Origin of the sequence: Cryptosporangium japonicum (assembly GCF_039524755.1) — a bacterium.
GTDB classification, from domain to species: Bacteria; Actinomycetota; Actinomycetes; order Mycobacteriales; family Cryptosporangiaceae; genus Cryptosporangium; species Cryptosporangium japonicum.
The window spans coordinates 81,285-101,196 of record NZ_BAAAGX010000006.1; the positions used below are offsets into that span (position 1 = coordinate 81,285).

The following is a 19,912-nucleotide window of genomic DNA, read 5'->3' on the forward strand; positions in this document are numbered from 1 at the left end:
GTTCGCTTTGGTTGTCCACAGCGTCAACTTTCGAGAGCTGACCGGCCCGGGCGGCCACCGTAGCGTCCACGACGTGCTCGAACTGCGGAACCTCTCCAAGCGCTACGGCCGCGTGCTCGCGGTCGACGACGTCACGTGCGCCGTGCGCCCCGGCCGGGTCACCGGCTTCCTCGGTCCGAACGGGGCCGGCAAGTCGACGACGATGCGCATGGTCCTCGGGCTCGACCGCCCCTCCGCCGGTCAGGTGCTCGTGAACGGGGCGCGCTACCGCGACCTGCGTGATCCGCTCCGGCACGTCGGCGCGCTGCTGGAAGGGTCCCAGGCGCACGGCGGTCGCAGCGCCTATCAACATCTGCGCTGGCTGGCCCGCTCCAACCGGGTTCCGACCGCGCGGGTCCACGAGTTGCTCGGCCACGTCGGGCTCGGCGACGTGGCGCACCAACGGGTCGGTGGCTACTCGCTCGGCATGCGGCAGCGGCTCGGCATCGCCGCGGCGCTGCTCGGCGATCCACCCGTGCTGCTGTTCGACGAGCCGACGAACGGCCTCGATCCGGCCGGCGTCCGCTGGTTGCGTGAGACGTTGCGGTCCTTCGCCGCCGAAGGGCGCACGGTGCTGGTCTCCAGCCACCTGATCAGCGAGATCGAGCTCACCGCCGACCACCTGCTCGTGCTGGCCCGCGGCCGGCTGCTCGCCGACGCCCCGCTGGAGGAGTTCCGCGGCACGGAGGCACTCGAAGACGCGTTCCTGCGCCTGGTGAGCGGCCGATGATCGCGGCCGAGCTCATCAAGCTGCGCACGCTGCGCTCGACGCCGATCGCGCTCGTGCTCGCGGTCCTCGTCAGCGGCGGGCTGAGCGCGCTGCTGGGGTCGGCCGCCGACGACGGAAAGATGATCGGGGAGTTCGATCCGCTCTTCGTCGCGTTCTACGGCCTGACGCTCGGCCAGCTCCCGCTGGTGGCGTTCGCGGTGCTCGCCGTCGGCTCGGAGTACCGCTCGGGCACGATCCGGGCCTCGCTGGCCGCCGTTCCCCGGCGCGCCCGGTTCTTCGGCGCGAAGGTCGGCGCGGCACTGCTGGTCCTCGCGGCCACGGCGCTGGCCACCGTGGCGGTGTCCGTTCTCCTCGCCCAGACGACGCTCGGCACCCGCCGGGCCGCGCTCGGCGACGCGCTGCCCGCGGCGGCGGGCGCGTGGCTCTACCTGACCCTGATCGGGCTGTTCGCACTCGGGTTCGCCACCCTGGTACGCAGCTCCACCGTCGCGCTCGGCGTGCTGCTGCCGCTGCTCCTGCTCGGCTCGCAGGGCCTGGGCAACGTGCCCGGCGTCCGTGTCGTCACCCAGTACCTGCCCGATCAGCTGGGGTGGGTGGTCATGCACCTCGCCGGGCCGCAGGGCGATCCGCGCTGGGCCCGCGACTACGGCCCCTGGAGCGGTCTCGCCCTGCTCGCTCTGTGGGCCGCCGCCGCCCTGGTCGCCGGCTACACCAGCCTGCACCGGCGCGATGCCTGACCGCGGCGGGAAACGCGCCTCCTCAGCGCACGCGCTCCACCCGGCCCGAGTCCCACACCGGCTCGTCGGTCTCACGCACCTCGCCGTCGGCGGCGAACGACAGGAACCGGTCGAAGCTCCGCGCGAACCAGCGGTCGTGCGTCACGGCCAGCACCGTGCCGTCGAACGCCGCCAGCCCTTCCTCGAGCGCCTCGGCCGACTGCACGTCCAGGTTGTCGGTCGGCTCGTCGAGGAGCAGCAGCGTGCACCCCGACAGCTCGAGCAGCAGCACCTGGAACCGGGCCTGCTGGCCACCGGAGAGCGTCGCGAAGTCCTGGTCGGCCTGCGACTGCAGCCCGTACCGGCGCAGCGCGGAGATGGCGCGTCCGCGATCGAGCCCCCGCCGGGTTCCGGAGCCGCGGCCGAGGATGTCCACCAGCGGCTTCCCCACCCACTCCGGGTGCTCGTGCGTCTGCGCGAACAGCCCGGCGACGACCCGGGCACCCAGCTTCCAGGCCCCGCTGTGGGTGACCTGGTCGCCACCGAGCAGCCGCAGGAAGTGGCTCTTGCCGCTGCCGTTCGCCCCGAGCACGGCAACCCGCTCGCCGTAGTACACCTCCAGGTCGAACGGTTTCATCAGCCCGGTCAGCTCCAGGCCCACGCACGTCACCGCCCGTACCCCGGTGCGCCCACCGCCCAGCCGCATCTTCACGTTCTCGGTCACCGGGCGCTCCGGCGGCGGTCCGGCCTCCTCGAACTTCGCCAGCCGCGTCTGCATCGCGTGGTACTTGGCCGCCATCGCTTCGCTGTTCTTCGCCTGCTGCTGCAGCGTCCGCACCAGTTCACGCAGCCGGGAGTGCTCCTCGTTCCAGCGGCGGTGGAGCTCGTCGAGCCGGTCCAGGCGGGCCGTACGGGCCTCGTGGTAACTGGCGAAACCGCCGCCGTGCACCCAGGCCGAGTGCGCCTCCAGCGTCACCACGTGCGTTGCCGTACGCGCGAGCAACTCGCGGTCGTGGCTGACGAACAGCACGGTCTTCGGCGTCTCGACCAGCCGGTCCTCCAGCCAGCGCTTGCCGGGCACGTCGAGGTAGTTGTCCGGCTCGTCGAGCAGCAGCACCTCCTCCGGCCCGCGGAGCAGGGCTTCGAGCGCGAGCCGCTTCTGCTCCCCGCCGGAGAGCGTGCGCACCATCCGGTGCTGGGCCCGGTCGAACGGCACACCGAGCGCGGCGACGGTCACCGTGTCCCAGAGCACCTCGGCGTCGTACCCGCCGGCGTCACCCCAGCCGACCAGTGCGTCGGCGTAGCGGAGCTGGGTGGGCTCGTCCTCGCGCTCCATCATCGCGAGCTCGGCGGCCTCCAGCGCCTCACCGGCAGCGCGCAACGGAGCCGGCGAGAGCCCGACGAGCAGGTCACGCACCGTCGTCTGGTCACGCACCGAGCCGATGAACTGGCGCATCACGCCGAGCCCGCCGACACGCACCACCGAACCGGCCTGCGGAGCGAGGTCACCGGAGATCATCCGGAGCAGCGTCGTCTTGCCGGCGCCGTTCGCGCCGACGAGCGCGACGGTTGCGCCCTCCCCCACCCGGAACGACACGTCGCGGAACAGTTCGCGTCCGTCGGGCAGGGTATGCCCGAGCCCCGATGCTTCTACGTAGCCCACGGGGGGAAGATTCTCCCGGAACCACGCCCGCCGGTCACCTGAGTTTCTCAAGGAGCGCACGATGTCGAACAATCCACGCGCCGGACAGCCGGCCGAACCGTCCGACCTCGTCGACGTCGCCCACCTGATCACGGCGTACTACGCCGAGCACCCCGACCCGGCCGCGATCGAGCAGCGGGTCGCGTTCGGCACGTCGGGGCACCGCGGTTCGAGCGTCAAGCGGGCCTTCAACGACGACCACATCGCCGCCACCAGCCAGGCGATCGTCGAGTACCGCGCCCAGCAGGGCACCGACGGCCCGCTCTACCTGGGGCGCGACACGCACGCGCTGAGCGAGCCGGCGTGGACCACCGCGCTCGAGGTGTTCGCGGCCAACGGCGTCACCGTGCTGATCGACGCCAGGAACGGCTACACGCCCACGCCCGCGCTCTCGCACGCGATCCTGGCCTGGAACCGCGGGCGCACCCAGCACCTGGCCGACGGCGTGGTGGTGACCCCGTCGCACAACCCGCCCGACGAGGGCGGGTTCAAGTACAACCCGACGCACGGCGGCCCGGCCGACACCGACGCCACGAAGTGGATCCAGGACCGCGCGAACGAGCTGATCGCCGACGGGCTGCGTGGCGTCAAGCGCGTCCCGCTCCAGCGTGCGCTGCAGGCCGACACCACGTCGAAGTACGACTACCTCGACAAGTACGTCGGCGACCTGCCGAACGTCGTCGACCTGGACGCCATCGCGGCCAGCGGCCTGCGCATCGGCGCCGACCCGCTCGGCGGCGCCAGCGTGGCCTACTGGGCCGAGATCGCCGATCGGTACAAGCTGGCGATGACCGTGGTGAACCCGCTGGTCGAGAGCGACTTCCGGTTCATGACGCTGGACTGGGACGGCAAGATCCGGATGGACTGCTCGTCGCCGTCGGCGATGGCGTCGCTGATCAGCCGGCGCTCCGAGTACGACCTGGCCACCGGCAACGACGCCGACGCCGACCGGCACGGCATCGTGACGCCCGACGCCGGCCTGATGAACCCCAACCACTACCTCGCGACCGCGATCGAGTACCTGTACGCGCACCGCGAGGGGTGGCCGGCCGAGGCCGCGATCGGCAAGACGCTGGTCTCGTCGTCGATGATCAACCGGGTCGCGGAGTCGCTGGGCCGTCGGCTGGTCGAGGTGCCGGTCGGCTTCAAGTGGTTCGTACCGGGCCTGCTCGACGGTTCGGTCGCGTTCGGCGGCGAGGAGAGCGCCGGGGCGTCTTTCCTGCGCCGGGACGGCCGGGTGTGGACCACGGACAAGGACGGGCTCATTCTCGACCTGCTCGCGGCCGAGATCACCGCGGTGACCGGCAAGACGCCCAGCGTCCACTACGCGGCCCTCACCGAGCGGTTCGGTGCACCGGCCTACGCCCGCGTCGACGCGCCCGCCACGCGCGAGCAGAAGGCGCGGCTGGGCCAGCTCTCGCCCGAGCAGGTCACCGCGACCGAGCTGGCCGGTGAGCCGATCGTCGCGAAGCTCACCGAGGCGCCCGGCAACGGCGCCGCGATAGGCGGGCTCAAGGTCGTGACCGAGTCGGGCTGGTTCGCCGCCCGCCCGTCGGGCACCGAGGACGTCTACAAGATCTACGCCGAGTCGTTCAAGGGCCCCGAGGACCTCGCGCGCATCCAGGAAGAGGCACGCGAGGTCGTCGGCACGGCTCTCAAGGGCTGATGCCCGTGAGAGCCGGACGCACTGTGCTTCCTAGAGAGGGCTGACGTAGGTACGCATCTCCTCGTGGGAGTTCGGGTAGCCGTACTCCCCGAGGAGCATCTCGAAGTTGCCGAAACGGTTCCCGTCCCAGAACCAGGGGCCGGGTGCGGCCGCCAGCACCTGGGCCAGGCGCTGCTGCCGGTCGTCGAGGTCGACGAACGGCGTGCCGTCGGCGATCGGGCCGTGCGGGCACGCCAGGCGCAGCGCCTCACCGGCGATCGTCAACGCGGGCGAACCCTCGACCTGCGGTAACCGGGCGAGAAACGCGTTGAACGCGGCCACGTCGTGCTCGCGCCCCAACTGCCGCAGCGCGAGCGCCGCGTAGCCGGCCAGGTCCCCGTCCAGATACGGCATCCGGACGTCGGGCGCGCTGCCACCGCCCGCCCAGTGCAGCAACTCGGGGGCGACGCGCTGGTCGGCGCGGGGGCCGTCCAGCTTGGCGGCCGCCACCGCGCCGGCCCAGCGCACCACCGGCCGGGTGTCGACCAGCGCGCGGGCCGCCATCCGCTCGCCACCGGCGGCACCGAGCAGCCCGGCGGCGACCACGGCCACCGCGGTCTCCGCCTCGTCACCGACGGCCGCCAGCGCGTCCAGCACCGCGAGCGAGTGCTCCGGCTCGTGGTCGGGGAACCAGCCGATCGTGTACGCGGCGACGAGCGCGACACCGTCGTCGGCGGGCAGCGCGCCCAGCGGCGTGGCGCCGACCAGAACGCGGTCGCCCGCCGCGGCCTCCGCGACGGCCGCGGGTCGCACCGCGAGCCGCCGGAGCAGCGGCAGGCCGGCCGCGACGGCGTCGTAGGCGCGCTCCTCCGCCAACGCGTCGACCTTGGCCGCCTCGTCGATGCTGAGCTCGTCCCAGCCCTCGCGCAGGAGACGCGCCATCGCTTCCTCGCCTCCGATCGACTCGACCCGCAGGTCCTCGATCGGGAGCGTCTCCGGGAGCCATGCTTCGTCGCCGCCGATCGCGATCAGCGCGACGAGCTGCCCGATGAACGCGCGGTCGGGCACCGACGGATCGGCCAGCAGCTCGAGCAGCGGCGGCACCGCGTAGGCGCTGGCCGGGTAGCGCGTGCCCTGGTGGACGATGCTGCTGAACAGGTCACCGAGCGCCTGGTAGCGGACGTCTTCGTCGTCGGAACGCAGTGCGGCGATGTTGAGGGGCACGTCTTCGGCGCTGCCGTAGGCGTGGGTGAGGCGGGACCAGTCGACCACGTCTGTCACACGGACATCTTCTACGTCAGGGTGCGGACCCGGCGCGTCAGGTCGATGCGCGCGGCGAGCTCCTCGTCGGGCGGGTACTCCACCGCGACGAGCGTCAGCCCGTGCGGCGGCGCTACACTGACGTCGCTCGCCCGGTCGGAGCGGCGGAGCAGCGTCGCGGGCCACGAGGCCGGACGGCGCCCCTCACCCACCGCGAGCAGCGCGCCGATCAGGCTACGGACCATCGAGTGGCAGAACGCGTCCGCGGCCAGGTGGGCCTCCAGGACCCGCCCCGGCCCTTCGGCCGACACGCCCCACCGGAACTCCTCCAGCGCACGGATCGTCGTCGCGCCCTCCCGGCGACGGCAGAACGCGGCGAAGTCGTGCTCCCCCAGCAGCCCGGCCGCGGCCTCGCGCAGCGCGTCCAGATCCAACGTGCGGGGCCAGGCCAGCGTGTCGCGCCGGCGCAGCGGCTCCGCACCCCAGGGGGCGTCGGTGATCCGGTAGAGGTAGCGGCGGCGCCTCGCACCGAACCGCGCGTCGAACGAAGGGTGCGCGCGGGTGGCGGCGCGCAGCCGGACGTCGCCGGGAAGAACCCCCGACAGCCGGCGGACCAGCGACGGGCCGACGGTCTCCCAGACGTCCTCGGGCAGGTCGCAGTGGGCCACCTGGCCGGCGGCGTGCACCCCGGCGTCGGTGCGCCCGGCCACCGTGAGGCTGACGTCGGTGCGGGTGACACGCACCAGCGCCTCGGTCAGCTCACCCTGCACCGTGCGCCGGTCACGCTGGATCGCCCAGCCGGAGAAGTCGGTGCCGTCGTAGCTCAGGTCCAGCCGGACACGAACGAGCCCGCCGGCCCCGGCAGTACCGGGAACGGCGGGCTCGTCTGCAGTCAGCGTCAGGCCTTCTCAGTTGAAGCAGACTCAGTGGCGTCGTCGGCCTTGGCCTCGGCGGCCTCCGCCTTCGCCTCAGCCGCGTCCGCCTTGGCCTCGGCGGCCTCCGCCTTCGCCTCAGCGGCCTCGGCGCGAGCCTCGGCGGCCTCGGCCTTGGCGTCCGACGAGTCGTCCGCAGCCGGGGTCTCGTCGGTGTCGCCCGACAGGGCCGCGGCCTTGTCGTCCTTGGCGAACTTGGTGCCGCGGGCGCGCTCGGCCTCACCGACGGCCGTCTGCGCGACGGTCAGTGCCTCGACCAGCTCGATGATCGCCATCGGAGCGTTGTCACCCTTGCGGGGCTCGGTCTTGACGATCCGGGTGTAACCGCCGGGGCGGTTGACGTACCGGGGACCGATCTCGGCGAACAGGTGACCGACCACGTCCTTGTCCCGCACCAGGCTGAGCACCTGGCGACGGGCGTGCAGGTCTCCGCGCTTGGCGAAGGTGATCAGCCGCTCGGCGTACGGGCGCAGCCGCTTCGCCTTGGCTTCGGTGGTGGTGATCCGGCCGTGCTCGAACAGCGCCCGTGCCAGGTTCGACAGCAGGTGCTTCTCGTGCGCCGGGCTACCGCCGAGGCGGGGACCCTTGGTGGGCGTGGGCATCTTCCTTGCTCCTCAGTTGGCCGCTCTCCCGTCGGCCGCAGCGGACCGACGGGAGAAAACGGGTTACAGCTGCTCGGTCTCGGCGTAGTCGGCGCCGTCGTAGTCGGCGTCCGAGAAGGTGTCCACGACGTTCGCCGGGTCGAACCCGGGCGGCGAGTCCTTGAGGGCGAGACCCATCGTGGCCAGCTTCATCTTGACCTCGTCGATCGACTTCGCGCCGAAGTTGCGGATGTCGAGGAGGTCGGCCTCGCTGCGCGAGATGAGCTCACCCACGGAGTGGATGCCCTCACGCTTGAGGCAGTTGTAGGAACGGACCGTCAGGTCGAGCTCCTCGATCGGCAGCGCCAGGTCGGCCGCGAGCGCGGCGTCCTGCGGCGACGGGCCGATGTCGATGCCCTCGGCGGTCTCGTCCAGCTCGCGGGCGAGCCCGAACAGCTCGACCAAGGTCGAACCGGCCGAGGCGAGAGCCGTCCGCGGGGTGAGCGAGTTCTTCGTCTCGACGTCGATGATCAGCTTGTCGAAGTCGGTCCGCTGCTCGACACGGGTGGCCTCGACCGCGTACTTGACCTTCAGCACCGGGGAGTAGATCGAGTCGACCGGGATCCGGCCGATCTCCTGCCCGGGCTGCTTGTTCTGGACAGCCGAGACGTAACCACGGCCACGCTCGACGGTCAGCTCCATCTCGAGCCGGCCCTTCGCGTTGATCGTGGCGATGTGCAGGTCCGTGTTGTGCACGGTGACGCCCGCCGGCGGCGCGATGTCCGCGGCGGTGACCGTGCCCGGGCCCTGCTTGCGCAGGTACATCGTGACCGGCTCGTCGTTCTCGGAGCTGATCACGAGCTGCTTGATGTTCAGGATGAGCTCGGTGACGTCCTCCTTCACCCCCGGAACGGTGGTGAACTCGTGCAGGACGCCGTCGATCTTGATGCTGGTGACAGCGGCACCGGGGATCGAGGACAGCAGCGTGCGCCGGAGCGAGTTGCCCAGCGTGTAGCCGAATCCGGGCTCCAGCGGCTCGATGACGAACCGGGAACGGTGCTCGTTGACCTGCTCTTCGGTCAGCGCGGGACGCTGGGTGATGAGCATTTACTGACTCCTGTCGGTCAGGGCGTCCGCTATATGACGCCCATCCAATGGTACGGCCGGTGCTCACGCACCGGCCGTTCCCGATTACTTCGAGTAGAGCTCGACGATCAGCTGCTCCTGGACCGGCGTGTCGATGACCTGCCGGGCCGGAAGAGCGTGGACCAGGATCCGCATCTGGCTGGAGAGAACCTCGAGCCAGGCCGGGATGCCCCGGGAACCCGCCTCGGCGCGCGCCACGACGAACGGCGTGAGCTCGCGGGACTTCTCCCGGATCTCGACGATGTCGTTCTCGCTGACGCGGAAGGACGGGATGTCGACCTTCACGCCGTTGACCAGGACGTGGCCGTGGCGGACGACCTGGCGCGCCATGTCGCGCGACTTTGAGAAGCCGGCGCGGTAGATGACGTTGTCCAGGCGGGACTCCAGGATCTGGAGCAGGATGTCGCCGGTCTTGCCCTGCTTGCGGTTCGCCTCGACGTAGTAGCCGCCGAACTGCTTCTCCAGAACGCCGTAGATGCGCTTGGCCTTCTGCTTCTCACGCAGCTGGAGCAGGTACTCGCTGTCCTTGGTGCGCCCGCGGCCGTGCTGGCCCGGCGGGTAGGGACGAACCTCGATCGGGCACTTCGGCGACTCGCACTTGCTGCCCTTGAGGAACAGCTTCATCTTCTCGCGCCGGCAGCGCCGGCAGTCAGCACCGGTGTAACGGGCCATTTCTCCTCAGTCTCCTATTACGTGGTGCTGAATCAGACGCGGCGGCGCTTGGGCGGGCGGCAGCCGTTGTGGGGCATCGGGGTGACGTCGGAGATCGAGCCGACCTCCAGGCCGGTGGCCTGCAGCGACCGGATCGCGGTCTCACGACCGGAGCCCGGGCCCTTGACGAAGACGTCGACCTTGCGCATGCCGTGCTCCTGCGCCTTGCGGGCCGCGTTCTCGGCGGCCATCTGCGCGGCGAAGGGCGTCGACTTGCGCGAGCCCTTGAAGCCCACGTGGCCGGCGGACGCCCAACTGATCACGTTGCCCTGCGGGTCCGTGATCGACACGATCGTGTTGTTGAACGTGCTCTTGATGTGCGCGTGGCCGTGCGCGACGTTCTTCTTTTCCTTGCGCCGGACCTTCTTGACCCCGGCGCCACGGCTCTTCGGTGGCATTACTAAAAGTCTCCTCGAGAAAATGCGGTAGCTAGCTGGGCAGCGGGGCGGTTACTTCTTGCCCGGCTTCTTCTTGCCGGCCACGGTCTTGCGCGGGCCCTTACGGGTGCGCGCGTTGGTGTGGGTGCGCTGTCCGCGCACTGGAAGGCCGCGGCGGTGCCGGATGCCCTGGTAGCAACCGATCTCGATCTTGCGCCGGATGTCGGCGGCGACCTCGCGGCGCAGGTCACCCTCGACCCTGAACTGGCCCTCGATGTAGTCACGAAGGCGAACCAGGTCTTCGTCCGACAGGTCACGAACGCGGGTGTCCGGGTTGAGCCCGGTCGCCGCGATCGTCTCCAGCGAACGGGTCCGGCCGATACCGAAGATGTACGTGAGCGCGATCTCGAGCCGCTTTTCGCGGGGGAGGTCGACGCCGACGAGACGTGCCATGGGTGGGCGTACTCCTTCTGTATGACGGAGGTCTGAGCGCTTCGAAGTCCCGCCTGCCCGGGCGGGCCCCGGCCTCCGACCGGGGGTGGGACGCTTACGCGCCTCGAACGCTTTGAAGAGGTGCTACGAGAGTGCTGAGCACCGCCCTGAGGAGAGGGCGACGGTGCCCAAAAAAGCTAGCTCCAGTTAGCCCTGGCGCTGCTTGTGGCGCAGGTTCTCGCAGATCACCATGACCCGGCCGTGACGGCGGATCACCTTGCACTTGTCACAGATCGGCTTGACGCTCGGGTTGACCTTCACGGCTGTTCGCCATCTCCTAGAAAACGCCGCCAGCCGTGAGGGACCAGCGCGCTGCTGTCGATTACTTGTAGCGGTAGACGATGCGCCCACGGGACAGGTCGTAGGGCGAGAGCTCCACGACTACCCGGTCCTCGGGCAGGATGCGGATGTAGTGCTGCCGCATCTTCCCGGAGATGTGAGCCAGGACGAGGTGGCCGTTCTGCAGCTCCACGCGGAACATCGCGTTCGGCAGCGCCTCGACTACCCGGCCTTCGATTTCGATGGCCCCGTCTTTCTTGGGCATGTCCTCCGCAATCGTGACGTCGTTCCGGGCCCGGAGGCACCGGCGGTAAAACTCAAGTGAGGCACGTCAGGTCTTCAGCCGCGTCCCCCGCGCGATTTGGTGTTTCAGACGCACGGGAAGAACAGACGCAACGCGCCAGCAATGAAGTCTACGTCGTCGACGTCTGACCCGCCAAACCGGCCCTCAGTGACGCCGGCCGGTCAACCGGTTGGCCAGGATGAACAGGCCCCAGACACCGAGCGGGAAGATCGGCCAGAAGAAGACGAACTCGCCCCGGCTGACGCTCGTGATGGCCCAGATCCCGGTCAGGATGATGGCGATCCGCAGCCAGGTGGCCTCGGTACTCCCCAGCCGGCGCTTACGCGGAACCGACGCCTCGCTGCCCGGCACCGGCGGCCGCGGCGTGCGCCCCGGCTGGGCCGGCAGGTCGGCGGTGAGCGGCACCAGGTCGGCCTCGGTCCGGGCCGCGTACGCCAGCGCCGACCGCTCGTCGAACTCGGTGAGATCGAGCCGCCCCTCGTCGAGTGCGGCTTTCAGTCGGTCGACGACCACCTGGCGCTCGGCATCCCCGACCCGGAGGGAAGGCTGCCTCGGCTCGGGAACGTCGGGTAAGGGCGCGGACATACGTCCAGTGTCGCTCGCCCTCGCTACCCGCGCGACTGTTGCTTGGTGACCGCGTCACCGAGGCGGGAGACGCCGCCGTCGAGCGCGGTCAGCACCCACGGGCCGTCCTCGGTCAACACGAACGAGTGCTCGGTGTGCGCCGCCCGCGAACCGTCGACGGTCACCACCGTCCAGCCGTCCTCGAGTTCCACCGTGTCGGGGTCGGCCATCGTGATCATCGGTTCGATCGCGAGCGCCATCCCGACGCGGAGCTTCGGGCCGCGGCCGGGCTTGCCGTAGTTGAGCACGTGCGGGTCCTGGTGCATCTCGGTGCCGATGCCGTGCCCGCCGTAGTGCTTCACGATGCCGAACTTGCCGCCGGCACGCACGGCCTTCTCCACCGCGTGGCTGATGTCGGTCAGGCGGCCGCCGACGTGTGCCGCCGCGAAGCCCGCCCACATCGCGTCCTCGCAGACCTTCGCCATCTCCAGGTACGCGGGATCGACGGTGCCGACGCCGACCGTGATCGCCGAGTCGCCGTGCCAGCCGTCGACGATCGCGCCGCAGTCGATCGAGATCAGGTCGCCGTCCTCGAGGACCTGGCCCTTGCTCGGGATGCCATGGACGACCTGGTCGTTCACCGACGCGCAGATCGACGCCGGGAAGCCGTGGTAGCCCTTGAACGACGGGATGCCGCCCATCGACCGGATCGACTCCTCGGCGATCGCGTCGAGCTCGCCGGTCGACACGCCGGGGGCCACCGCCTCGCGCAGCCGTTCCAGGGTCTTGCCGACCACCAGGCCCGCCTCACGCATCAAGAGGATGTCGGCGGGTGATTTGAGCTGGATCTCCTGCGTCCTGAACACACTTCCGACAGTAGCGCGCGAAAAGGGCCGGGGTGCTCTGCACCCCGGCCCTCCGTGAACGCTGCTTACTCGAACGGCGCGAGCGCGTCGATCGCCCGGTCGGTGACGTCCTCCACCGGACCGGTGGCGTCGATGCCGACGAGCTTGCCCTGGGCGCTGTAGAAGTCGACCAGGGGCTCGGTCTGCTCGTGGTAGACCTCGAGCCGCTTGGCGATCGTCTCCGGCTTGTCGTCGTCACGCTGGAACAGCTGACCGTCGCACCGGTCGCAGACACCCTCGACCGTCGTCGGATCGAACTCGACGTGCCAGATCTTCCCGCAGCCCCGGCAGGTACGCCGCCCGGACAGCCGGCGGATCACCTCGTCATCCTCGACCACCAGTTCGAGCACGACGTCGATCTTGACGCCGAGCTCCTTCAACATGTCGTCGAGCACCTCGGCCTGGGGGACGTTACGGGGGAACCCGTCGAGCAGGAACCCGTCGACCGCGTCCGGCTCGGCCAGCCGCTGGCGAACCATGTTGATCGTGATCTCGTCCGGCACGAGCTGACCGGCGTCCATGTACTTCTTCGCCTCGACGCCCAGCGGCGTGCCCTGACCCACGTTGAAGCGGAACAGGTCGCCGGTCGAGATCTTGGGCGCGGCGAGGTGAGCTGCGATGAACTCGGCCTGAGTCCCCTTGCCCGCACCTGGGGGGCCGACCAGTACCAGCCGCACTAGCGGAGGAAACCTTCGTAGTTGCGCTGCATGAGCTGGCTCTCGATCTGTTTAACGGTCTCGAGACCGACACCGACGATGATCAGTACCGCCGTACCCCCGAAGGGGAAGTTCTGCGTGTTGTTGCCGCCGTCGTCGAGTAGGGAAATGAACAAGTTCGGAAGAACCGCGATGATACCCAGGTAGATCGACCCGGGAAGGGTGATCCTGCTCAGAATGTAGCCGAGGTACTCCGCGGTCGGCCGACCGGGCCGGATGCCGGGCACGAATCCGCCGAACTTCCGCATGTTGTCCGCGACCTCGGTCGGATTGAACGTGATCGCCACGTAGAAGTACGTGAAGAAGACGATCAGACCGAAATACAGCGCGATGTGAACCCAGGAGTCCGCCGGCGTAATCCACTTGTCGACGAACTTCTGCACCGATCCGGGGTCGTCCGGGTTGCCCAGCTGGCTGAACAACTGCGGCAGGTACAGCAGCGACGAGGCGAAGATCACCGGGATGACACCGGCCTGGTTGACCTTCAGCGGGATGTAGGTGGAGGTGCCCCCGTACATCCGGCGCCCGATCATCCGCTTCGCGTACTGCACCGGGATGCGGCGCTGAGCCTGCTCGATGAAGACGACCAGGGCGATGACGACCAGGACGATCACGAGCACGATGCCGAAGACGAGACCGCCCTTGGTCTCCAGGATGTTGTTGCCCTCGTACGGCATGCGCGCCGCGATCGAGGTGAAGATCAGCACCGACATGCCGTTGCCGACGCCGCGGTCGGTGATCAGCTCACCGAGCCACATCACGACCGCGGTACCGGCGGTCATCGTCAGCACCAGCGTCGTGAGCGTCAGCCACTGCGGCTGGGCGGTGTTGGTGGGGATCACCGAGAGCGTGCAGCCCTGGAAGAGGTTGCCGCTACGGGCCAGGGCGATGTAGCCCGTCGACTGCAGGATCGCCAGGCCGATGGTCAAGTAACGCGTGTACTGCGTGATCTTGGCCTGTCCCGCCTGGCCCTCCTTGCGGAGCTGCTCCAGTCGTGGAATCACCACGACGAGCAGCTGCAGGATGATGCTGGCGGTGATGTACGGCATGATGCCGAGCGCGAACACCGACAACTGCAGGAGCGCTCCACCGCTGAACAGGTTCAGCAGCGTGAGTACCTCGCTGCCACCACCGGTGTTGAGCTGCTCGATGCACTTGTTGATGTTCGTGACCGAAACGCCTGGCGACGGCAGCGTGGCGCCGACTCGGTATATCGCAATGATGAACAGCGTGAAGAAGATCTTCTTGCGCAGGTCGGGCGTACGAAACGCCCTACCGAAGGCGGCGAGCACAAGTCCTCCTGCGCACGGACCCATCGTCGTGGCCCGCTGATCGGTCTGGGCCGGCGACCCGTGGGGGTCGGCCGCGGCCCGGTGGTCGGGGCAGCCCGCTCCGCCGTCAGGCGCGGGCCTGTGGTGCGACTCTAACAGTCAGTTGGTCTCCGATGGCCCACGCCGAACTCTGCCGTGAGCACAACGCGCCTGTGAAGGCGCTGACGAAGCCATACGAACCAACGGAGTCCGGCCCGGGCGAGTTCCGCCCGGGCCGGCACGGTGTTGCTGAGAGGTGCTGTTACTGCTCGATCGCGGTCGCGGTACCGCCCGCGGCCTCGATCTTCTCCTTGGCGGTGGCCGAGAACTTGTGCGCCGACGCGGTGAGCTTGACGCCACCGAGGTCGCCGTCGCCGAGGATCTTGACCAGACGACCCGGACGGACCGCACCGGCGAGCGCGAGCTCCTCCGGGCCGATCTCGCCGCCGTCGGGGAACAGCTCGGCGAGCCGGTCCAGGTTGACGACCTGGTACTCGACCCGGAACCGGTTCTTGAAGCCCTTCAGCTTCGGCAGTCGCATGTGGATGGGCATCTGCCCACCCTCGAAGCGCGCCGGAACCTGGTAGCGGGCCTTGGTTCCCTTGGTACCGCGACCGGCCGTCTTACCCTTGGAACCCTCACCGCGACCCACCCGGGTCTTCGCGGTGTGAGCGCCCGGGGCCGGCTTCAGGTGGTGAACCTTGAGGGCCATGGCGTTACTCGACCTCCTCGACCGTCACGAGGTGGCGCACGGTCTGAACCATGCCGCGCATCTCGGGGCGGTCTTCCTTCACGACGACGTCGTTGATCCGCTTCAAGCCGAGCGACCGCAGCGTGTGGCGGTGGTTCTGCTTGGTGCCGATCGTCGACCGGATCTGGGTGACCTTGAGACGAGCCATGTCACTCTCCTCCGGCCCGCGCCCGCAGCAGTGCCGCGGGAGCGACGTCCTCGAGCGGGAGACCGCGGCGAGCCGCGATGGCCTCCGGGCGCTCGATCATCTTCAGCGCCGCGATCGTGGCGTGCACGATGTTGATCGCGTTCGACGAACCGAGGCTCTTGCTCAGGATGTCGTGGATACCGGCGCACTCCAGCACCGCGCGCACCGGACCACCGGCGATGACACCGGTACCGGGGCTGGCGGGCTTGAGCAGGACGACGCCGGCGGCGTCCTCACCCTGAACCGGGTGAGCGATGGTCGAGCCGATCCGCGGCACCTTGAAGAAGTGCTTCTTGGCCTCCTCAACGCCCTTGGCGATGGCGGCCGGCACCTCCTTCGCCTTGCCGTAACCGACGCCGACGGTGCCGTCACCGTCGCCCACCACGACCAGCGCGGTGAAGCTGAAGCGACGACCACCCTTCACGACCTTCGCGACACGGTTGATCGCGACGACGCGCTCGATGTGCGGCGACTTCTCCGGGGCCGACCCGCCCCGCCCGCCGTCGCGGCGGTCCCGGCGCTCGCCGCCTCCACCGCCTCGGCGCTGCTGACCAGGCATCAGACGTTCCCCTCGTAGCTCTTGTCGGTGCTGGTGATCATCAGAACTCCAGCCCACCTTCGCGAGCGGCGTCGGCCAGAGCCGCGATCCGCCCGTGGTACTTGTTGCCGCCACGGTCGAACACGACCGCGTCGACGCCGGCGGCCTTGGCCCGCTCGGCGACCAGCGCACCGACCTTCTTGGCCAGGGCCGACTTGTCGCCGTCCCCGCCCCGGATCGACGCGTCCAGGGTCGACGCCGACGCGACCGTGCGGCCGGCGTTGTCGTCGATGACCTGGGCGTAGATGTGCCGGGTCGACCGGGTGACGACAAGGCGCGGACGCGCCTCGGTGCCGACGACCTTCTTCCGCAGGCGGAAGTGGCGGCGCGACTTGCCCACCCGGCGCACGGCGGAGACGCCGGCACCGGACTTGCGGTGAAGCAGATTCGCACCCATCACTTACCTGCCTTTCCGGCCTTGCGCCGGACGTTCTCGCCCTGGTAGCGAACGCCCTTGCCCTTGTAGGGCTCCGGCGGACGAATCTTGCGGATGTTGGCGGCGACCTCGCCGACCAGCTGCTTGTCGATGCCCTCGACCACGAACTGGGTCGGCTTCTCGACGCGGAACGTGATGCCCGCGGGCGGCCGGACGACGACCGGGTGGCTGAACCCGAGCGCGAACTCGAGGTCGGACCCCTTGGCCGTGACGCGGTAACCCGTGCCCTGGATCTCCAGGGTCTTCGAGTACCCGTTGGTGACGCCGGCGACCATGTTCGCGACCAGCGTCCGGGTCAGCCCGTGACGCTCCTTGGCGCGACGCTCGTCGTTCGGACGCGACACCTCGATCGTGCCGTCGTCGCCGCGCCCGATCGAGATCGGCTCGACGACCTGGTGGGTGAGAGTGCCCTTCGGGCCCTTCACGGTGACCGTCGAACCGTCGATCGCGACGTCGACGCCGGAAGGCACCGGGATCGGCAGCTTACCGATGCGTGACATGCTCTCCCCTACCAGACGTAGGCGAGGACTTCCCCGCCCACTCCACGCTTGGTCGCCTGCCGGTCGGTGAGCAGGCCCGACGACGTGGAGATGATCGCCACGCCGAGGCCGCCCAGCACGCGGGGCAGACTGTTGGACTTCGCGTACACCCGCAGGCCGGGCTTCGAGACACGCCGCAGGCCGGCGATGCTCCGCTCCCGGTTGGGGCCGTACTTCAGGTCAACGGTGAGGACCTTGCCAACGGCGCCCTCGGCCGGGTCGGCCACGCTCCAGCCGGAGATGTAACCCTCCTGCTGGAGGATCTCGGCGACGTGCGCCTTCAGCTTGGAGTGCGGCATCGTCACCCGGTCGTGGTACGCCGAATTGGCGTTGCGCAGACGCGTGAGCATGTCTGCGATCGGGTCGGTCATCGTCATGGGTTCATGCCTTTCTCGCCGCGGTTCCCGAAGGCCTTCGGCGAAGCAGCGGACCTGTGCCCAGGTCCTTCGTTCGAGCGTGGCGACGCGGTCACCACGAGGACTTGGTGACTCCGGGAAGCTCGCCGCGGTGCGCCATCTCGCGCACGCAGATGCGGCACAGGCCGAAGGCCCGGTACACGGCACGCGGACGGCCACAACGCTGGCAGCGAGTGTACGCACGGACCTTGAACTTCTGCTTGCCCGACGCCTTCTGGATCAGGGCCTTCTTCGCCATGCTCAGTTCTCCTTGAACGGAAAGCCGAGGAGCTTGAGCAGCGCCCGACCCTCCTCGTCCGTCGTCGCGGTGGTCACGACCGTGATGTCCATGCCCCGCGGGCGGTCGATCTTGTCCACGTCGATCTCGTGGAACATCGACTGCTCGTTCAGGCCGAACGTGTAGTTGCCGTGACCGTCGAACTGGTTGCCGGACAGGCCGCGGAAGTCGCGGATGCGGGGCAGGGCGATCGACAGCAGGCGGTCCAGGAACTCCCACATCCGGTCGTTGCGCAGGGTGACCTTGGCGCCGATCGGCTGGCCTTCACGCAGCTTGAACTGCGCGATGGACTTGCGGGCCTTCTGGACCTGCGGGCGCTGACCGGTGATGGCGGTGAGGTCACGGACCGCACCGTCGATCAGCTTGGAGTCGCGAGCGGCGTCACCGACGCCCATGTTCACGACGACCTTGACGACGCCGGGCACCTGCATGACGTTCGAGTACTTGAACTGGTCACGCAGCGCGGGGACGATCTCCTCGCGGTAGCGCAGCTTCTGCCGAGGCTGGATCTTCTCGGTGGCCGGGGCAGTCATCAGATGTCCTCACCGGTCCGCCGGGAGACGCGGATCCGCTTGCGCGAAACCTGACCGTCGTCGCCGGTGACCTCTTCGGTCCGGTAGCCCACGCGAGTCGGCTTGCCGTCGTTGCCGATCACCATCACGTTGCTGACGTGGATGGCGGCCTCCTGCGTCACGATGCCGCCCGACTTCGCGCCGCGCTGCGTCGTGGAGACCTTCGTGTGCTTCTTGATCCGGTTGACACCCTCGACGAGCACGCGGTTCGTCTCGGGGTAGGCCTGGATCACCTTGCCCTTGGCGCCCTTGTCCTTGCCAGCGATGACCAGGACGGTGTCGCCCTTTTTCACCTTGAACTTCGCCATGATCAGAGCACCTCCGGGGCGAGCGAGATGATCTTCATGAACCGCTTGTCACGCAGCTCGCGCCCGACCGGGCCGAAGATGCGGGTCCCGCGCGGGTCGCCACCGTCCTTGATCAGGACCGCGGCGTTCTCGTCGAAACGGATGTAGGAGCCGTCCGGCCGCCGCTTCTCCTTCACGGTGCGGACGACGACAGCCTTCACGACGTCACCGCGCTTCACACCCGCGCCGGGAATGGCGTCCTTGACGGTGCCCACGATGATGTCGCCGATACCCGCGTACCGCCGGCCGGAGCCACCCAAGACCCTGATGCACAGGATCTCCTTGGCCCCAGTGTTGTCGGCGACACGCAGTCGCGACTCCTGCTGGATCACGTCAACTCCATAGATGTCGCGCCGGTTCTCTCATTGAGAGCCTGGCGGAACGGAACTTTCTCAAGTGTGCCGGAAGGTTCGCGAGAACCTTCCGGCAACAGCGGCCCAGACTACTTGGCGCGCTCGAGGACCTCGACGACGCGCCACCGCTTGGTGGCCGACAGCGGCCGGGTCTCCATCAGCCGGACCCGGTCGCCGACGCCGCAGTCGTTCTGCTCGTCGTGCGCCTTCAGCCGGTGCGTACGCCGGATGACCTTGCCGTACAGGCGGTGCTTGACGCGGTCTTCGACCTCGACAACCACGGTCTTGTCCATCTTGTCGCTGACCACGTAGCCCTCACGGACCTTGCGGTCGTTGCGACCCTCCACCTCTGCCACAGTCTCCTCGCTCATGCCGTCACCTCACTCGGCGCCTGCTCGATGCCGAGCTCACGCGACCGCATGATCGTGTAGATCCGGGCGATGTCCCGGCGGACGACCTGGAGTCGGCGGTTGTTGTCCAGCTGACCGGTCGCGCTCTGGAAGCGGAGGTTGAAGAGCTCCTCCTTGGCTTCCCGCAACCGGGTGACGAGCTGCTCGTCGTCGAGCTCGCGCAGCTCGGCAGCCTTGTCGTTCGGGCCGCTGCTCACGCTGCCTCACTCCCCTCGCGCTTCACGATCCGGCACTTCATCGGCAGCTTGTGGATCGCGCGGCGCATGGCCTCGCGAGCGATCTGCTCGTTCGGGTACTGGAGCTCGAAGAGCACCCGTCCCGGCTTGACGTTCGCGATCCACCACTCCGGCGAACCCTTACCGGAACCCATGCGGGTCTCGGCCGGCTTCTTGGTGAGCGGGCGGTCCGGGTAGATGTTGATCCAGACCTTGCCGCCACGCTTGATGTGACGGTTGATCGCGATACGCGCCGACTCGATCTGCCGGTTGGTCACGTAGGCGGGCTCCAGAGCCTGGATGCCGTACTCGCCGAAGGTGACCGCCGTGCCGCCCTTCGACGCGCCGCGGCGCGTCGGGTGGTGCTGCTTACGGTGCTTGACCCTGCGGGGAATCAGCATG

At 69.1% G+C, this 19,912-nt stretch carries 30 protein-coding genes; 3 read left to right on the forward strand and 27 right to left on the reverse strand.

What is annotated here, in order from left to right; genetic code table 11:
• Nucleotides 1-73: 73 nt before the first annotated feature.
• Both ABD437_RS05240 and ABD437_RS05245 read left to right on the forward strand, forming a co-directional pair.
• On the forward strand, nucleotides 74-769 hold the full coding sequence (locus tag ABD437_RS05240) for an ABC transporter ATP-binding protein (RefSeq protein ID WP_344647601.1): 696 nt from the start codon (nucleotides 74-76) through the stop codon (nucleotides 767-769).
• The gene (locus ABD437_RS05245) at nucleotides 766-1,506 is read left to right on the forward strand and encodes an ABC transporter permease subunit (protein WP_344647602.1); all 741 of its coding nucleotides are present in this window, start codon (nucleotides 766-768) and stop codon (nucleotides 1,504-1,506) included. The genes ABD437_RS05240 and ABD437_RS05245 overlap by 4 nt, the downstream gene beginning before the upstream one ends.
• A gap of 22 nt (nucleotides 1,507-1,528) precedes the next feature.
• Here the strand turns inward: ABD437_RS05245 and ABD437_RS05250 are convergent, their stop codons facing one another.
• Nucleotides 1,529-3,148, reverse strand: a complete 1,620-nt coding sequence (locus ABD437_RS05250) for an ABC-F family ATP-binding cassette domain-containing protein (protein ID WP_344647603.1) — start codon at nucleotides 3,146-3,148, stop codon at nucleotides 1,529-1,531.
• A 61-nt stretch (nucleotides 3,149-3,209) separates the two neighbouring features.
• On the opposite strand from ABD437_RS05250, the gene pgm reads away from it, so the two are divergent.
• On the forward strand, nucleotides 3,210-4,853 hold the full coding sequence (pgm, locus tag ABD437_RS05255) for a phosphoglucomutase (alpha-D-glucose-1,6-bisphosphate-dependent) (RefSeq protein ID WP_344647604.1): 1,644 nt from the start codon (nucleotides 3,210-3,212) through the stop codon (nucleotides 4,851-4,853).
• Nucleotides 4,854-4,883: 30 nt separating this feature from the next.
• Here the strand turns inward: pgm and ABD437_RS05260 are convergent, their stop codons facing one another.
• The 26 genes from ABD437_RS05260 to rplP form a co-directional block, all read right to left on the reverse strand.
• The gene (locus ABD437_RS05260; protein WP_344647605.1) at nucleotides 4,884-6,113 is read right to left on the reverse strand and encodes a hypothetical protein; all 1,230 of its coding nucleotides are present in this window, start codon (nucleotides 6,111-6,113) and stop codon (nucleotides 4,884-4,886) included.
• Nucleotides 6,114-6,124: 11 nt separating this feature from the next.
• Nucleotides 6,125-6,994, reverse strand: a complete 870-nt coding sequence (gene truA, locus ABD437_RS05265; protein ID WP_344648155.1) for a tRNA pseudouridine(38-40) synthase TruA — start codon at nucleotides 6,992-6,994, stop codon at nucleotides 6,125-6,127.
• The gene (gene rplQ, locus ABD437_RS05270) at nucleotides 6,991-7,626 is read right to left on the reverse strand and encodes a 50S ribosomal protein L17 (RefSeq protein WP_344647606.1); all 636 of its coding nucleotides are present in this window, start codon (nucleotides 7,624-7,626) and stop codon (nucleotides 6,991-6,993) included. The genes truA and rplQ overlap by 4 nt, the downstream gene beginning before the upstream one ends.
• 63 nt (nucleotides 7,627-7,689) lie before the next feature.
• A complete protein-coding gene (locus ABD437_RS05275; protein WP_035857798.1) occupies nucleotides 7,690-8,712 on the reverse strand; it encodes a DNA-directed RNA polymerase subunit alpha in 1,023 nt (340 codons plus the stop codon).
• An 84-nt stretch (nucleotides 8,713-8,796) separates the two neighbouring features.
• Nucleotides 8,797-9,423: a 30S ribosomal protein S4 gene (rpsD, locus tag ABD437_RS05280; RefSeq protein WP_344647607.1), complete on the reverse strand. Its 627-nt coding sequence runs from the start codon at nucleotides 9,421-9,423 to the stop codon at nucleotides 8,797-8,799.
• 32 nt (nucleotides 9,424-9,455) lie between these two features.
• Entirely contained in the window at nucleotides 9,456-9,860 is a 405-nt protein-coding gene (gene rpsK, locus ABD437_RS05285; protein WP_035857800.1) for a 30S ribosomal protein S11, read from the reverse strand.
• Nucleotides 9,861-9,911: 51 nt separating this feature from the next.
• A complete protein-coding gene (gene rpsM / locus ABD437_RS05290; RefSeq protein ID WP_344647608.1) occupies nucleotides 9,912-10,292 on the reverse strand; it encodes a 30S ribosomal protein S13 in 381 nt (126 codons plus the stop codon).
• A 186-nt stretch (nucleotides 10,293-10,478) separates the two neighbouring features.
• Nucleotides 10,479-10,592, reverse strand: coding sequence for a 50S ribosomal protein L36 (gene rpmJ / locus ABD437_RS05295; protein ID WP_035857802.1), 114 nt, complete (start codon nucleotides 10,590-10,592; stop codon nucleotides 10,479-10,481).
• Nucleotides 10,593-10,653: 61 nt separating this feature from the next.
• A complete protein-coding gene (gene infA, locus ABD437_RS05300; protein ID WP_035857803.1) occupies nucleotides 10,654-10,875 on the reverse strand; it encodes a translation initiation factor IF-1 in 222 nt (73 codons plus the stop codon).
• Between the two features lie 183 nt (nucleotides 10,876-11,058).
• Entirely contained in the window at nucleotides 11,059-11,499 is a 441-nt protein-coding gene (locus ABD437_RS05305; protein ID WP_344647609.1) for a DUF1707 SHOCT-like domain-containing protein, read from the reverse strand.
• 23 nt (nucleotides 11,500-11,522) lie between these two features.
• The gene (gene map, locus ABD437_RS05310; protein WP_344647610.1) at nucleotides 11,523-12,344 is read right to left on the reverse strand and encodes a type I methionyl aminopeptidase; all 822 of its coding nucleotides are present in this window, start codon (nucleotides 12,342-12,344) and stop codon (nucleotides 11,523-11,525) included.
• Between the two features lie 65 nt (nucleotides 12,345-12,409).
• Nucleotides 12,410-13,060: an adenylate kinase gene (locus tag ABD437_RS05315; RefSeq protein ID WP_035857806.1), complete on the reverse strand. Its 651-nt coding sequence runs from the start codon at nucleotides 13,058-13,060 to the stop codon at nucleotides 12,410-12,412.
• Nucleotides 13,060-14,391, reverse strand: coding sequence for a preprotein translocase subunit SecY (gene secY, locus ABD437_RS05320; RefSeq protein ID WP_344647611.1), 1,332 nt, complete (start codon nucleotides 14,389-14,391; stop codon nucleotides 13,060-13,062). Before secY ends, ABD437_RS05315 begins: the two co-directional genes overlap by 1 nt.
• Nucleotides 14,392-14,671: 280 nt before the next feature.
• Nucleotides 14,672-15,121, reverse strand: a complete 450-nt coding sequence (gene rplO / locus ABD437_RS05325; RefSeq protein ID WP_344647612.1) for a 50S ribosomal protein L15 — start codon at nucleotides 15,119-15,121, stop codon at nucleotides 14,672-14,674.
• 4 nt (nucleotides 15,122-15,125) lie between these two features.
• Nucleotides 15,126-15,308 (reverse strand): 50S ribosomal protein L30, encoded by a 183-nt coding sequence (gene rpmD / locus ABD437_RS05330; RefSeq protein ID WP_344647613.1) that lies wholly within the window; start codon nucleotides 15,306-15,308, stop codon nucleotides 15,126-15,128.
• Between the two features lies 1 nt (nucleotide 15,309).
• Nucleotides 15,310-15,906, reverse strand: coding sequence for a 30S ribosomal protein S5 (gene rpsE / locus ABD437_RS05335; RefSeq protein ID WP_344647614.1), 597 nt, complete (start codon nucleotides 15,904-15,906; stop codon nucleotides 15,310-15,312).
• Between the two features lie 40 nt (nucleotides 15,907-15,946).
• Entirely contained in the window at nucleotides 15,947-16,342 is a 396-nt protein-coding gene (gene rplR / locus ABD437_RS05340; RefSeq protein WP_344647615.1) for a 50S ribosomal protein L18, read from the reverse strand.
• Nucleotides 16,342-16,881, reverse strand: a complete 540-nt coding sequence (rplF, locus tag ABD437_RS05345; RefSeq protein WP_344647616.1) for a 50S ribosomal protein L6 — start codon at nucleotides 16,879-16,881, stop codon at nucleotides 16,342-16,344. The genes rplR and rplF overlap by 1 nt, the downstream gene beginning before the upstream one ends.
• Nucleotides 16,882-16,889: 8 nt before the next feature.
• The gene (gene rpsH, locus ABD437_RS05350; RefSeq protein WP_035857813.1) at nucleotides 16,890-17,297 is read right to left on the reverse strand and encodes a 30S ribosomal protein S8; all 408 of its coding nucleotides are present in this window, start codon (nucleotides 17,295-17,297) and stop codon (nucleotides 16,890-16,892) included.
• A 91-nt stretch (nucleotides 17,298-17,388) separates the two neighbouring features.
• Nucleotides 17,389-17,574 (reverse strand): type Z 30S ribosomal protein S14, encoded by a 186-nt coding sequence (locus ABD437_RS05355; RefSeq protein WP_035857814.1) that lies wholly within the window; start codon nucleotides 17,572-17,574, stop codon nucleotides 17,389-17,391.
• A 2-nt stretch (nucleotides 17,575-17,576) separates the two neighbouring features.
• Nucleotides 17,577-18,146: a 50S ribosomal protein L5 gene (gene rplE, locus ABD437_RS05360; protein WP_344647617.1), complete on the reverse strand. Its 570-nt coding sequence runs from the start codon at nucleotides 18,144-18,146 to the stop codon at nucleotides 17,577-17,579.
• Nucleotides 18,146-18,493, reverse strand: coding sequence for a 50S ribosomal protein L24 (rplX, locus tag ABD437_RS05365; protein WP_344647618.1), 348 nt, complete (start codon nucleotides 18,491-18,493; stop codon nucleotides 18,146-18,148). The genes rplE and rplX overlap by 1 nt, the downstream gene beginning before the upstream one ends.
• Before the next feature lie 2 nt (nucleotides 18,494-18,495).
• Nucleotides 18,496-18,864: a 50S ribosomal protein L14 gene (rplN, locus tag ABD437_RS05370; RefSeq protein ID WP_035857817.1), complete on the reverse strand. Its 369-nt coding sequence runs from the start codon at nucleotides 18,862-18,864 to the stop codon at nucleotides 18,496-18,498.
• A 110-nt stretch (nucleotides 18,865-18,974) separates the two neighbouring features.
• Nucleotides 18,975-19,256 (reverse strand): 30S ribosomal protein S17, encoded by a 282-nt coding sequence (gene rpsQ / locus ABD437_RS05375; protein WP_344647619.1) that lies wholly within the window; start codon nucleotides 19,254-19,256, stop codon nucleotides 18,975-18,977.
• The gene (rpmC, locus tag ABD437_RS05380) at nucleotides 19,253-19,492 is read right to left on the reverse strand and encodes a 50S ribosomal protein L29 (protein ID WP_073259056.1); all 240 of its coding nucleotides are present in this window, start codon (nucleotides 19,490-19,492) and stop codon (nucleotides 19,253-19,255) included. The genes rpsQ and rpmC overlap by 4 nt, the downstream gene beginning before the upstream one ends.
• Entirely contained in the window at nucleotides 19,489-19,911 is a 423-nt protein-coding gene (gene rplP / locus ABD437_RS05385; protein WP_035857820.1) for a 50S ribosomal protein L16, read from the reverse strand. Before rplP ends, rpmC begins: the two co-directional genes overlap by 4 nt.
• Between the last annotated feature and the right edge of the window lies 1 nt (nucleotide 19,912).

Excerpts from the sequence above, each read along its gene's own strand:
- rplO (WP_344647612.1), bottom strand. The coding sequence starts at position 15,121 with ATGGCCCTCAAGGTTCACCACCTGAAGCCGGCCCCGGGCGCTCACACC.
- infA (WP_035857803.1), bottom strand. The coding sequence starts at position 10,875 with ATGCCCAAGAAAGACGGGGCCATCGAAATCGAAGGCCGGGTAGTCGAG.
- rpmD (WP_344647613.1), bottom strand. The coding sequence starts at position 15,308 with ATGGCTCGTCTCAAGGTCACCCAGATCCGGTCGACGATCGGCACCAAG.
- rplF (WP_344647616.1), bottom strand. The coding sequence starts at position 16,881 with ATGTCACGCATCGGTAAGCTGCCGATCCCGGTGCCTTCCGGCGTCGAC.
- rplX (WP_344647618.1), bottom strand. The coding sequence starts at position 18,493 with ATGGCGAAGTTCAAGGTGAAAAAGGGCGACACCGTCCTGGTCATCGCT.
- rpsM (WP_344647608.1), bottom strand. The coding sequence starts at position 10,292 with ATGGCACGTCTCGTCGGCGTCGACCTCCCCCGCGAAAAGCGGCTCGAG.
- rpsE (WP_344647614.1), bottom strand. The coding sequence starts at position 15,906 with ATGCCTGGTCAGCAGCGCCGAGGCGGTGGAGGCGGCGAGCGCCGGGAC.
- rplE (WP_344647617.1), bottom strand. The coding sequence starts at position 18,146 with ATGACTGCCCCGGCCACCGAGAAGATCCAGCCTCGGCAGAAGCTGCGC.
- pgm (WP_344647604.1), top strand. The coding sequence starts at position 3,210 with ATGTCGAACAATCCACGCGCCGGACAGCCGGCCGAACCGTCCGACCTC.
- rpsD (WP_344647607.1), bottom strand. The coding sequence starts at position 9,423 with ATGGCCCGTTACACCGGTGCTGACTGCCGGCGCTGCCGGCGCGAGAAG.
- ABD437_RS05355 (WP_035857814.1), bottom strand. The coding sequence starts at position 17,574 with ATGGCGAAGAAGGCCCTGATCCAGAAGGCGTCGGGCAAGCAGAAGTTC.
- rplP (WP_035857820.1), bottom strand. The coding sequence starts at position 19,911 with ATGCTGATTCCCCGCAGGGTCAAGCACCGTAAGCAGCACCACCCGACG.
- rpsK (WP_035857800.1), bottom strand. The coding sequence starts at position 9,860 with ATGCCACCGAAGAGCCGTGGCGCCGGGGTCAAGAAGGTCCGGCGCAAG.
- ABD437_RS05305 (WP_344647609.1), bottom strand. The coding sequence starts at position 11,499 with ATGTCCGCGCCCTTACCCGACGTTCCCGAGCCGAGGCAGCCTTCCCTC.
- ABD437_RS05275 (WP_035857798.1), bottom strand. The coding sequence starts at position 8,712 with ATGCTCATCACCCAGCGTCCCGCGCTGACCGAAGAGCAGGTCAACGAG.
- rplR (WP_344647615.1), bottom strand. The coding sequence starts at position 16,342 with ATGGGTGCGAATCTGCTTCACCGCAAGTCCGGTGCCGGCGTCTCCGCC.
- ABD437_RS05245 (WP_344647602.1), top strand. The coding sequence starts at position 766 with ATGATCGCGGCCGAGCTCATCAAGCTGCGCACGCTGCGCTCGACGCCG.
- rpsQ (WP_344647619.1), bottom strand. The coding sequence starts at position 19,256 with ATGAGCGAGGAGACTGTGGCAGAGGTGGAGGGTCGCAACGACCGCAAG.
- rplQ (WP_344647606.1), bottom strand. The coding sequence starts at position 7,626 with ATGCCCACGCCCACCAAGGGTCCCCGCCTCGGCGGTAGCCCGGCGCAC.
- rpsH (WP_035857813.1), bottom strand. The coding sequence starts at position 17,297 with ATGACGATGACCGACCCGATCGCAGACATGCTCACGCGTCTGCGCAAC.